The sequence below is a fragment of the Rhizorhabdus sp. genome (assembly GCF_018006725.1).
Lineage (GTDB): Bacteria > Pseudomonadota > Alphaproteobacteria > Sphingomonadales > Sphingomonadaceae > Rhizorhabdus.
This window is the reverse complement of record NZ_JAGMXV010000024.1, coordinates 21849-34160: the sequence shown is the minus strand read 5'-3', so window position 1 is coordinate 34160 and position 12312 is coordinate 21849. Positions and strand designations below refer to the sequence as shown.

The window sequence follows — 12312 nt, the reverse complement described above, 5'->3', positions numbered from 1 at the left end:
TGAAAATTACACCAATGCCGGGGGGAGTGGCCCTCGGGCTACGCCCTCACGCCACTCCCCCCGGCATGTAACACGATGGCCTGGTTTTACGCCGCCGAATGGCCGACTTTTGCTCCGCCGTTGACAACCGTTGCTGTTATCCATGGTCGCGATGACGGGCACGAGCCGGGTTTGTCCATCGAGCACCGGGGACACGAAGGTCACCCGTGCGGTGCCCTGACGGCCCGGCGTGGTGACCGTTACCGTCGCTCCGGGTCGGACGCGTCCGGCATCCGCGGGCGAGAGAGAAATCGATAGCGATACAGTCGAGAGATTGGCGACGCGGTACAGTTCCGCATCTGCGACGACCGTCTGGCCGAGCGTAGCGGATCGGGCGATGATCTGGCCGGCGATCGGCGATGGCAGGGCAAGACGATTAAGCGACCCGCCGCCACCGCCGGCAGCGGAAAGCTGCTGTTGAGCTTGCCGGAGCGCGATATTGGCCTCGATCGCGGCCGTTCGGGCGGCGATCAGATCCTGCTCGGGTGAGACTCGTTCGGCGAACAGCCTTTGCTCGCGGCGGAGCTGGCTCTGCGCCAAAGCTGAGCGCGCACGCGATGCTTCGACCTCGCCCTTGAGCTGTGCGGCCTCGCGGCTCTCGATGATGGCAAGCGTATCGCCGCGCCGCACCGTCTCGCCCAGATTGCGGGTAAGCGACACGATCCGGCCACCGATCGCGGCCGAGACGACCTGAATCCCCTGCGGATCGCCTTCGATCGTTGCGGGCAATTCGATCGTGCCGGCGCCGCCACCGACTGTGGGACGCACGAGCAGGATTCCGGCGGCCTGGATCTGCTGGGGCGTCAGTTTGACAGACCCATCGGCAACGGGCTCGGCAGACGGTTTGGGGGCAGCTGCTTCATTGGTGGGATCGGGCGCGCTTCCGCAGGCAGCGAGCGCTGCGACAAGCGAGAGAGGCAGGATTGCCCTGAAAGTCATCGAGGTCATGGGTTCAATCCTTCGTAAAATCGGGAGCGGCCGTCGTCAGACGGTCCCGCCGCGCCAGGGCGTCGTGGTAGGCGGCGAGCGCATCGATCGCGGCCGCGCGGGTTTCCGATAGCGTGCGCTCGGCATCGAGCAGGTCGAGCTGGCCGAACTTGCCCTCGCGATAGCCGATGCGCGCGATGCGCGCCGATTCTTGGGCTGCGGCCAGCGCCGGACCACTTGCGGTCCGCGCGGTCGTGGCGGCATTGGCGACTTCTGCCTCCGCGGCCGCGATCGCCTGGGCGGTCTCGAGCGCGATCATTCGGCGCTGGGCGTCGCTTTGATCACGATCGGCCCGGGCCTGGGCGATGGCCGCGCTTCCATTGTTGAAGACCGGAAACGGGATCGATACGCCGAACACGGCCGCGGTGTCATTGGTGGCGGCGAGCCGCCGCGCGCTCGCGCTAACCCTGATGTCCGGCACGCGTTGCGAGCGCGCGAGGCGGACCTGGGCGTCGGCAGTGGCGACGTCCGCCTGCGCTGCCGCCATGGCGAGCGTACTTCCGGGATCGATGGACTGGGTCGGTCCATAAGCCGGCGACACTTGATCGAACCAAGCCAGATCGAGGCTTCCGGCTATCGGCTGCCCGATGCGCCGGGCAAGGTTACCGCGCGCGACCCCGAGGGTGCGCGTTGCGCGCTCCACCGCCGCCTCGGCATTGATCCTGACGACATCGGCGCGCTGTTCCTCCATCGGGGAAGCCCGTCCGGCCCGCACGCGAACGCGGGCCGCTCGGAGTGCCTCGCCGGCAAGGGCAGCCTGCTCGCGGGCGGTCAACAACCGGCGCTCGGCCGCAACCGCCTCCATATAGGCCTGGGTGACGACAAGCCGCAGATCGGCCGCGGGCATCGGCGACCGCGATCCGGGCAGAGCGCTTGCCGCCAAGTTCGATGGGCAGTTCGAGTCCGGCGGTCGTCTCGGCGCTGCGGGCGCCGCGATACTGGCCGCTCCCCGCGATATTCTCGGTCTGGGTGACGATCGATGGATTGGGCCGCAGGCCGGCGACCGTGCGCGCCGCCGTGGCCGAGCGCAGGCCTGCCGAGGCTGCCTCGAGCATTGGGGACGACGCCCCAGCAAGCTCCAGGGCCTGACTCAGAGTAAAAGGTGGACCGGCGAGCGCCGGATCGGTCGATTGTGCCTGCGCGATCGACGCGCAGCTAGACACGGCCAGCAAGGCCGCGAGGATACGGTGCATGAAATAAGACTCCCGTCAAACCAAGACAGCGGCGGGACGCGCGCACGCGCCCGAACCAGCGGACCTTCAGGCTTGGGGGGGTCTCAGCGCAGGGTCAGCAGCACTCGCGGCCAAGGCAAGCGCATCACTCGGATGGGCCGGCGAGCCTCGATCATCGCGTTGGACAGGGTCGGGCTTTGCCGTCGCGGTCGCGACGTGATGCCCATGGCAGCCGCCATGATGATGCGGATAGCCCTTGTCGCTGTCCGACGGCACCTGATCGCCGTCACCATCCGCATGGCCGCTTTCGGCGGCGGTCACCGCATCGATGCAGGCGATCGGCTCCATGGCATGCGCGATCGAACCCGTCCCCAAGGACAGGAACACGGCCAGGCAGGCAAAAAGGACGATCAAACGACGCATCTGGCCCCCTGTAGCAACTACAGGCCCGTTCGGGCCAGTGAATGTTGCGGCCGATCGTCTTGTCGCTGACTTGGGACAAGTTCCCGCCGCGCCTGCACGATGATTTGGAGCCCGCCCCAGATGGCGAGGCCTGCCATGATCAGGGCGACCACGAGATCCGGCCAGGCAGTGCCCGTCCCTATGACGCCAAGCGCAGCAAGGAGAACGGCGAGGTTGCCGAGCGCGTCGTTGCGCGAGCAGATCCAGACCGACCGCATGTTCGCGTCGCCTGTTCGAAACCGATAGAGCATCAGGGCGACGGCGCCGTTAGCGACCAGCGCGATGACCCCGACGAACCCCATCGTCTCCGCATGCGGTACTTGCCCCGCGAACGCGGCGGCGACTGTGGTTGCCAGGACATAGAGGCCAAAGGCGAGGATCGTCGCACCCTTGAGCAACGCCGCCCGCGAACGCCAGCGCAGCGCCAGGCCGGCTACCCCTAGACTGATCGCATAATTGGCCGCATCGCCAAGGAAATCGAGCGCATCGGCCTGTAGCGCGCGCGAACCCGCCGCTAGACCGGCCACGATCTCGCCCGCGAACATGACGGCGTTGATCGCAAGCGCGATCCAAAGGACGCGGCGCCACCGGCGATCGTCGATGCGCTTCGTCTCTGCGCAGCATGATCCGCAACCTGCCAAGTCGTCTCGCCTTTCCTGAGTCGGCCGCCTATATGCACCCTGTAGCAACTACAGGGTCAAGCGATGAAAATCAGCGAGATGGCAGCGGCGACCGCAACCAACATCGAAACGGTCCGCTATTATGTGAAGATCGGGCTGTTGCCGGCGCCTGCGCGCACGGGCGCCAATTATTGCAGCTACGGCAGCGAACATCTGGCGCGCCTCTCCTTCATTCGTCGCGCGCGCGACCTTGGCTTCACGCTCGATCAGGTCCGCGAACTGCTCGGTCTGTCCGATCACCGCGAACAATCCTGCGCGGCGGTCGATGCGATTGCCAATACACATCTCGCCGAGATCGACCGCAAGATCGCAGACCTTCAGGCGATGCGGGGCGAACTCAGCCGTATGATTGGCGACTGCCGCCAGGGAACGGTTGCTGATTGCCTGATCATCGAGACGCTGGCGCCGGCAAGGCTGACGCAGTGACGACCGCGATCGTCTATATCCTCGCCGCTATTGCCGAGATTGCCGGTTGCTTCAGCTTCTGGGCGTGGCTGCGGCTAGACAAGTCACCAGTCTGGATTGCACCTGGCATGGTCTCGCTGGCCGCCTTCGCCTGGCTGCTGACGCGGGTCGACAGCGAGGCCGCGGGCCGCGCCTATGCCGCTTATGGTGCGGTCTATATCTGCGCGTCGCTGGGCTGGCTGTGGGCCGTCGAAGGCACGCGCCCCGACCGTTGGGATACCTTGGGAGCGGCCGTCTGCCTGGTTGGCGCCGGGATCATATTGCTGGGGCCGCGCAGCGTCGCCGTGTGAGCGCCCGCTCAATGCTAATGGCTGTGCCGGTGGTGCAGGTCGGGATAATGAGCGTGCCTGTGGACCATCGGCGCGTGCCGATGCGGATGGCTGTGCGGTTCGTCGGGCGCGATGCCCGGCGGATGGTCATGCTGATGGTGGCTGTCATGAACATGGCGATGGTCATGCTCGAGCGCCTCATGCGCGTGCTCATGGCCGTGGGATTCGGTCAGATGCAGCCAGAGCCCGATCGCCATCAGGATTCCGGCAATCATGAGAGGCAAGGTGATCGGCTCGCCGAACATAGCCACCGCCAGGAGCGCGCCGATAAAGGGCGCTGTCGAGAAATAAGCTCCCGATCGGGCCGTGCCGAGATGCCGCAGCGCGAGGACGAACATCACCAGACTGACGCCATAGCCGAGAAAGCCGATCAGCGCCGCGCCGGCGATGGTCGGAAGGAACGGCATCGAAGCCCCGAGCATCAAGGCGAGGATGAGATTGACGACCCCGGCAGAGAGCCCTTTCAGCATCGCGATCTGGACCGGGTCGGCACTGCTAAGCTTGCGGGTAAGGTTGTTGTCGATACCCCAGGCAAGGCAGGCACCGGCGATCGCAAGCATACCAAGGCCACCGCCGCTCGGACCACCCCGCCAAGACAACAACAGGGCACCGCCCAGGATTGCCGCCGCACCGACCAGCAGGCGGCGATCGACATTCTCGCGGAACACCAGCCAGGCGATGGCGAGGGTTGCCAGACCTTCCAGGTTGAGCAGCAGCGAAGCCGTGGACGCGGGCGTCGTCGCTAGTCCTACCATCAGCAGGACCGGCGCGATCACGCCCCCGCACAGGATAACAAACGCCAGCCAGGGCACGTCCGCACGGACGAGCGCGGCTTCTGTTTGGCCACGCTCGATCATTTTTTGAAAGGCGTTAACAAACGCGAGGCCGATCCCTGAACCAAGATAAAGCAGGCTCGCAAGCAGCCAAGGGCTAACCCCGTTGCCAAGCACCAGTTTGGCAAATGGCGTGCTCGCGCCGAACAAGATCGCCGAAAGGATCGCCAGCATCGCGCCGTAGCTTAGTGTCACCCGATATGAATTCATGTTGAGTAACGATCTATTTCGTGGAGGCCCATTCTACAGGATGTTTCGTCCGAGATCACCGTACATCGATGGTAGCTAGACGGCGAATGTCGTTACCCATCAAAATCAAGCTAAGATCGCGACGGGCTCGGTAATCGACGCTGAGGTTGACGCGCGCGCTAAAACACCGCGTCGCAGGAGGAATTTTACCAAATTCGCCAAGTTCGAGGCCAACGAGACCAGATCCGTTCCCAAGGCGAACAAAGCTCCGACCATCAAATTATGGGCGAGCCAAAAGGGTGCGCCTACGAGGAAAAGGCCTTTCATCCGCGTCGTTGAGGTCTGAAGCCGCGCGAGACTACCCAACGAGCTGCCGGCAAACGCCAAAGCCGACGGGATGCCGTGCCACGTCACGACCGAGAGGAACGCCAACAGAATGAGGGTCGCTCCATAAAGTCTCGTAACCACATAGCGATCGCGCACTGACGCGGAGATGACGAGCTGCGAGCATGAAATGAGGCACGCTATCGCAGCGGTGGGCGAGCCCAGCATCAGGAAATAGAGCGCGAATGCGGCAGCACCCGCGCTCTGGATCTTGACCACCGTTCGGTAGTCACCGAAAAATGGCCAGCTGACGACGCACAAAAGAGCCACGCAGCCGAAGGCAGTGGCAATCATGACTGCCACCGCGCGGTTCTTCTAATCTTGATCTGCGTTTCGCGCTCAGCTCTCTCTTTTTTCATAGCTGAAGCGTGAAGGAACGAGGTTAATTACGCGTTAATGGCCCTCATCAAATCGGCCATTCAAGGCTTCTTTTGGATCGCCGTGACCTCACCGGCACTGCCAACAAGCGTGAGATCAAAATCGACTTTGTCGCCGACCGCCACAGCATCGGTGATCTTCGGCGCTGCCTTGAACGCCATCGTCATCGCCGGCCATTTTGCTTCCGGAATTGCACCATGATTGAGGGTGATCATTCCGGCGGACTTGTCGATCGCGGTTACCTTACCATGCCCCTTGGCCTTTATCGGCGCGGCTGCCGAAGGCTCCATCGCCATATTGCCCATGTCGCCACTCATGGTAGCGCTGGGTGCTGCCTGGTTGGCCTCGGCCGCGACCGGCGCCTCCGCCTTTTTGCCACATGCGGCAGTCAAGGCGGCGAGGCCAAGGGCGATCGTTAATCGTACATGCTTCATGGTCTTCTCCTTCATGATAAAACGGGTTCGTGCTCGGGCTTGGTTTTCGGCCGCCGAAGCAGGAGATAGGCGGCAGGCAGGACGAACATCGACAAAAGCGGCGCGGTCAGCATGCCGCCAATCATCGGCGCGGCGATCCTGCTCATGACTTCGGATCCGGCCCCTGATCCGAACAGGATCGGCAGCAGGCCGGCGAGGATGACGGCTACCGTCATCGCCTTGGGCCGGACCCGCAAAAGCGCCCCTTCGCGCACGGCAGTTTCCACCTGATCGGCGTCGGGAGCCCCGCCCCGCTCCTCAAGTGCATTCTTAAGGTAGATCAGCATCACCACGCCGAATTCGGCGGAGACGCCCGCCAGGGCGATGAACCCGACGCCGGTCGCGACCGACTGGTTGAAACCCAGAAGATAGAGAATCCAGAAGCCGCCGGTCAGTGCGAAGGGCAAAGTGCCCATGATCAGCGCGGCTTCATCGAACCGTCGGAAAATCAGGTAGAGCAGGACGAAGATGATCAGCAGCGTTGCCGGCACGACCAATTTTAGCTTGTCGACTGCCCTCTGGAGGTATTCGAATTGGCCCGAGTAGGCGATGCTAACGCTTGGCGAGAGTTTCACCTGTTTTGACACGGCGCGTTGCAGGTCGCCGACCACCGAGGCGAGGTCGCGCCCGCGCACGTCTACATAGACCCAGGTAGAAGGCCGGGCATTCTCGGTCTTTAGCATCGGCGGCCCCTCTGCGATCGAGACATCGGCTACGGTGCCGAGCGTGATCTGCTGGCCGGACGGCGTGAGCACGGGCAGCGTGCGCAAGCCTTCTAGGCTGTCGCGCAGCTCGCGCGGATAGCGCACGCTGATCGGATAGCGGGCCAGCCCCTCGACGGTTTCACCGATCGTCTCGCCCCCGACAGCGCCCGAGACGATCGCCTGCACGTCGGCGATGTTGAGCCCGAACCGGGCGGCGGCGGCACGGTCGATGTCGACATCGACATAACGTCCGCCAGTCAGCCGCTCGGCCAGCGCCGAACTGACCCCAGGCACGGTTTTCGCAACCGTCTCGACATCGTGCGCGATGCGGTCGAGCTCAGCGAGGTCAGCACCCGACACCTTGACCCCGATCGGGCTCTTGATGCCGGTCGCCAGCATGTCGATCCGGTTGCGAATGGGCGGCACCCACACATTGGCGAGGCCGGGCAGTTTTACCGTTCGATCAAGCTCCTCGACCAGCTTGTCCGGAGTCATGCCCGGTCGCCATTGGTCGCGAGGTTTGAACTGGATCGTCGTCTCGAACATCTCAAGCGGCGCAGGATCGGTGGCAGTCTCGGCGCGGCCGGCCTTGCCGAACACGCTCTCGACCTCGGGCACGGTCTTGATCAGGCGGTCGGTCTGCTGGAGCAGGTCCGACGCCTTCGCCGCCGAGAGACCCGGCAGCGCCGAGGGCATGTAGAGCAGATCACCCTCCTCCATCTTCGGCATGAACTCGCCGCCAAGCTGGGTGAGCGGCCAGGCGGTTGTTGCAAAAGCGAGCGCCGCGATCAGCAGTACGGTCCTTGGCCGCCGCATCGTCCAGTCGAGCGCGGGCCGATAGATGTTCGTCAGCCAGCGATTGACCGGGTTGGACTGCTCGGGCGGAATCTTGCCCCGGATCAGCAAACCCATGAGCACCGGCACCAGGGTCACCGACAGGATCGCCGCCGACGCCATCGCATAGGTCTTGGTGAAAGCGAGCGGTGCGAACAGCCGCCCTTCCTGTCCTTCCAGCGTGAACACCGGAATGAACGACAGGGTGATGATCAGAAGGCTGAAGAACAGCGCTGGCCCAACTTCGGCTGCCGCTTCGGTGATGACGGTCCATCGGGTATCCCCCTCGAGATGTTCGTCCGGGTGATCCTCCTCCCATCGCTCGATTTTCTTATGGGCATTCTCGATCATGACGACCGCGGCATCGACCATCGCGCCGATGGCGATCGCGATGCCGCCCAACGACATGATGTTGGCATTGACCCCCTGGAAACGCATGACGACGAAGGCTGCCAGCACACCAAGCGGAAGCGTGAGGATTGCAACGAGCGCCGAACGGACATGCCAAAGGAAGAGCCCGCAGACGATCGCAACGACTATGAATTCCTCGACCAGCTTGTGGGTCAGATTCTCAACGGCGCGGTCGATGAGCTGCGAGCGATCATAGACCGTAACCACATCGACGCCGGGTGGCAGGCCCTTCTTGAGCTCTGCGAGCTTGTCCTTGACCGCCGCGATTGTCTCGCGCGCATTCTTGCCCGAGCGCAGGATCACAACGCCGCCCGCGACCTCGCCCTCACCGTTCAGTTCGGCAATCCCGCGCCGCATCTCGGGGCCGGCCTGGATCGTGGCAACGTCGCCCAGTCGCACCGGCACACCGCCGGCTGCGGTCCTTAAGGGAATGGCGCGGAAATCGTCGAGCGTCTTCAGATAGCCGGAGACACGGACCATATATTCGGCCTCGGCCATCTCCAGTACCGAGCCGCCGCTCTCCTGATTGGCCTTCTGAATGGCATCGACCGTCTGGGCGTGGGTCACGCCGTAGGCGGCGAGCTTCACCGGATCGAGCAGCACCTGATATTGCTTCACCATGCCGCCAATGCTGGCGACCTCTGCGACCCCCGTTACCGTTTTCAGCTCGTAGCGCAGGAACCAGTCCTGAAGCCCGCGAAGCTGCGAGAGATCGTGGCGGCCAGTGCGATCGACCAGCGCATATTCATAGACCCAGCCCACCCCGGTCGCATCCGGCCCCAGCGCGCTGCGGGCGCTGGCCGGCAGCCGGCCTTGTACCTGGTTGAGATATTCGAGCACGCGGCTGCGCGCCCAATAGAGATCGGTGCCGTCCTCGAAGATCACATAGACAAAGCTGTCGCCGAAGAAGGAATAGCCGCGGACGGTCTTTGCGCCGGGCACAGAGAGCATTGTGGTGGTGAGCGGATAAGTGACTTGGTTCTCGACGATCTGCGGCGCCTGCCCGGGATAGGAGGTGCGGATGATCACCTGCGTGTCCGAGAGATCGGGCAACGCATCGATCGCGGTCGATCGCACCGCCCAGACGCCCACGCCGATCAGCGTCAGCACCCCGATCATGACGAAGAAGCGGTTTCTGACTGACCAGCGGATGAGATGGGCGATCACTGGCCCATTACCTTCGCCATGCGTCGCACGGTTGGTCCACTCGGTGGTTGATCGAACCCGAACCGGACCCGGTCGCCCGTCTTTAAGCCGCGCGCGACTTTCGGGTCTGTGAGCTGAAACGTCATCGTCATCGCTGGCCAGCCAATGGCTGGCACGGCTTGATGGCTCAGCGTCACCGACTGGGCGGTGATCTTTTCGATCGTACCGACGGTCTCATAGACTGCGCCGGTCGGCATAGGTTTGGCAGGACTCTTTGGCATGTCAGCACCGATCGGCCGTGCTTCCACGCCCGAGAGGCTTGCTTCGGAATCGATCAGGAACTGACCCGAAGCGACGATCTTTTCGCCTTCGCTCAGGCCCGCCAGAATCTCCGTATCATCGCCAGCTTCCCTCCCAGTTTGCACCTCGGCAGGGCGGTAGCGCCCCTTGTCGAGCGCGAGCATGACCAACGTGCGCTTGCCAGTGCGGATCAGGGCTTCGGACGGCACCAGCAACGCCGGCTGCGCGCTCCCGCCAAACGAGACGGTCGCAAACATGCCGGGACGCAGTCGCCCGCCGCGATTGGGCAGCTCGATCCGAACGGTGAGTGTGCGGCTGTCGGCCTGTGTCTCGGGGAGGATCGCCGAAACGCGCCCGGAGATGGTTTCGCCGGGGAAGGCTGCAAGCGCGGCTCGCACCGCTTGTCCAGGCTTCAAGGGACCGGCGACCGCTTCCGGCACGGCGGCATTCAACCAGACCGTGCCGAGCCCGTTGACCTCGGCAAGCGTCTGGCCTGCCATCAAGGTCATGCCGCCCCGCACGTTCAACGTCTTGATCACGCCGCCCGTGGGCGTGGAGATGGTGATCACATTATGCGGTCGTCCGGTTTGCTCGACCGATGCGATCGTGCCGGAGGGCATGCCGAGCAGCATGAGCCGTTGACGCGCGGCCTGGATCAGAGCGGCGTTGCCGGTGCGGCGGACCGCCAGAAACTCGGTCTGTGCGCCGCCCCATTCCGGCACCAGAACATCGGCAAGCGGCGCGCCTGCACCGATCACATCACCAGGTGCGCGGCCATAGACACGGGAAACGAAGCCGCCTGCACGCGCCTGAACGATCGCAACGTCGCGCTGGTTGAAGTCGATCGTGCCGGTGGCGGTGAGACTGCTCGCCAATTCGCCGCGCCGCACAGCCACCGTTCGCATCCCGAGCGCCTGGGAGGCGGACGGGTCGATCGATATTCCCGGCTGTGCCGCGCTTGCCCCCACCTCATCCGCATAGCGCGGGATTGTTTGCATTCCCATCGACGACAGGCCTGGACCGTCATGATGCTCAGCGGGGATCATCGGGTCATACCAATAGAGGATCTTGCGTGCCGGCGGTTTGGCGGCCGTAGCGTCGGGTGATCCTCCTCTCCATTCAGAGATGGTGAAACCGACCCCGCCAGCGGCGACCGCGAGCAGCGCCGCGGCACCGAAAAGGCCGCCCCGAGGGATTGTGAAATGGCTCATTGCGATTCGCTCCGATACGTAAGGTTCAGTCGAACACCGTCAGCAGCGACAAGGGCTTCACGGTCGAGAGTGTTGAGGGTGACGTCGGCAAGGGCCGCATAGGCATCCGCGATATCGACAAGATTGGCGCGACCTGCCCCGTAGCTTGCCGTCTCCAACGTCACCCGCTGCTCGGCGAGTGGCAGCAATGTGTCCCGCGCGCGCAGCCACTGTTCATGATGCATGATATGGTCCGCAAGATCGGTTTCGAGATCAGCGGCCAGCGCCCGCAGGGCCGCGTCGCGTTCGGCCAGGATGCGTCCGGCATTCTCCTGGGCCGCCGCAATGCCCGCATTCTGTCGACTGCGGGTAAAGAAGGGCAGACTGACCGTCACACCGGCTGACACATAATCTCCAAAACGAGGGTCGCGGCGTTGATAGGCAAGGTTCACCCCGAAGTCGGAACGGCGGTTGGCATCGGCCATACGCACATCGGCCATTGCCTGACCGGACTGGGCGTCGATCATTGCCATGGTGGGAAGGCGATCCAGGCCAGCGCGCAATTCGGCCCCATCGACAGGGAAGTCGGGAATAGATCCGGCAATTTCAGGCGCCGGGTCACCCGTCCATCGCGTCAGAGCAGCCCGTGCCCGCGCTATGTTTGAGACCAGTTCGCTGCGACGATCTTCTAATGAGGCGATAGCCTGTCGGCCGGCAAGAGTCTGCGCAGGCCGGGCATTGCCCGACGCGACGGCACTGGGCGTTGTCCGCACCACGCGCTCCAGACGGGCTAGAAGATCATCAAGCGCGGTCAGCCGGCGCTCGGCATAGGCAAGGTTGATCCAGGCAAGCGCAGTGCCGACCTCAACCGAACGCGCCTCAAATGCGGTGTCGGCATCTGCAGCCTTGATATCGCTGTCAGCGCGGGCGCGTTGCGCACGGCGCTTGGCGAGGTTGGGAATATCCTGGGACACGCCCACCCGCGCCATCGTGAAATTGTCCTGCCCGGGAGCAAACGCCAATGGCCCCGAGATCGGGAAACTGTCGAGCCCAACGGCCAGAGTCGGATCAGGTAGCGATCCGGCGCCGCCACGAGCGGAACGAGCGGCCTCGGCGGCGAGCGCCTTGGCCTTGATCGACGGCGCTTCCTGCCGCGCGCGCTGGAGCGCAGCGTCGAAAGTGAGGGGACCAGCGAATGCAACGCCGGGGATCGCCGCGAGCAGCGGCAGACAAACAAACAATCGCATGGAAAACTCCTGATCGGAGGATCAGGCCGGCGTCGCGCACTCTGGCAGGCATGTCAGTGGCGGCGGGATGGGGGCAATCCCGCCGCCAC

11 protein-coding genes and 1 pseudogene are annotated in these 12312 nt (G+C 64.1%); 2 read left to right on the top strand and 10 right to left on the bottom strand.

Translation table 11 applies throughout. The features are described from left to right. Positions 1-6: 6 nt before the first annotated feature. The 4 genes and pseudogenes from KAY22_RS05905 to KAY22_RS05890 all read right to left on the bottom strand — a co-directional run bounded on the left by KAY22_RS05905 (position 7) and on the right by KAY22_RS05890 (position 3301). Positions 7-987, bottom strand: a complete 981-nt coding sequence (locus tag KAY22_RS05905) for an efflux RND transporter periplasmic adaptor subunit (protein ID WP_296621091.1) — start codon at positions 985-987, stop codon at positions 7-9. A gap of 4 nt (positions 988-991) precedes the next feature. Continuing rightward, positions 992-2219, bottom strand: a pseudogene (locus KAY22_RS05900) (TolC family protein). A 66-nt stretch (positions 2220-2285) separates the two neighbouring features. After that, entirely contained in the window at positions 2286-2621 is a 336-nt protein-coding gene (locus tag KAY22_RS05895; RefSeq protein ID WP_296621089.1) for a hypothetical protein, read from the bottom strand. Positions 2622-2638: 17 nt separating this feature from the next. Next, on the bottom strand, positions 2639-3301 hold the full coding sequence (locus KAY22_RS05890; protein WP_296621087.1) for a cation transporter: 663 nt from the start codon (positions 3299-3301) through the stop codon (positions 2639-2641). Positions 3302-3364: 63 nt separating this feature from the next. Here KAY22_RS05890 and KAY22_RS05885 point away from each other — a divergent pair, with 63 nt between their 5' ends. Continuing rightward, entirely contained in the window at positions 3365-3766 is a 402-nt protein-coding gene (locus KAY22_RS05885; RefSeq protein ID WP_296621084.1) for a helix-turn-helix domain-containing protein, read from the top strand. Next, a complete protein-coding gene (locus tag KAY22_RS05880; RefSeq protein WP_296621082.1) occupies positions 3763-4095 on the top strand; it encodes a YnfA family protein in 333 nt (110 codons plus the stop codon). Before KAY22_RS05885 ends, KAY22_RS05880 begins: the two co-directional genes overlap by 4 nt. Before the next feature lie 14 nt (positions 4096-4109). Here the strand turns inward: KAY22_RS05880 and KAY22_RS05875 are convergent, their stop codons facing one another. From KAY22_RS05875 to KAY22_RS05850, 6 genes are all read right to left on the bottom strand, one after another. Further along, complete coding sequence (locus KAY22_RS05875) at positions 4110-5141, bottom strand: DMT family transporter (RefSeq protein ID WP_296621080.1); 1032 nt, start codon at positions 5139-5141, stop codon at positions 4110-4112. A gap of 141 nt (positions 5142-5282) precedes the next feature. Beyond that, complete coding sequence (locus KAY22_RS05870) at positions 5283-5834, bottom strand: YgjV family protein (protein WP_296621107.1); 552 nt, start codon at positions 5832-5834, stop codon at positions 5283-5285. Between the two features lie 125 nt (positions 5835-5959). Next, complete coding sequence (locus KAY22_RS05865) at positions 5960-6367, bottom strand: copper-binding protein (protein ID WP_296621076.1); 408 nt, start codon at positions 6365-6367, stop codon at positions 5960-5962. Then, the gene (locus KAY22_RS05860) at positions 6364-9507 is read right to left on the bottom strand and encodes an efflux RND transporter permease subunit (protein WP_296621074.1); all 3144 of its coding nucleotides are present in this window, start codon (positions 9505-9507) and stop codon (positions 6364-6366) included. The genes KAY22_RS05865 and KAY22_RS05860 overlap by 4 nt, the downstream gene beginning before the upstream one ends. After that, entirely contained in the window at positions 9504-10997 is a 1494-nt protein-coding gene (locus tag KAY22_RS05855) for an efflux RND transporter periplasmic adaptor subunit (protein ID WP_017502288.1), read from the bottom strand. The genes KAY22_RS05860 and KAY22_RS05855 overlap by 4 nt, the downstream gene beginning before the upstream one ends. Further along, entirely contained in the window at positions 10994-12223 is a 1230-nt protein-coding gene (locus KAY22_RS05850) for a TolC family protein (RefSeq protein WP_017502287.1), read from the bottom strand. The genes KAY22_RS05855 and KAY22_RS05850 overlap by 4 nt, the downstream gene beginning before the upstream one ends. Positions 12224-12312: the final 89 nt, after the last annotated feature.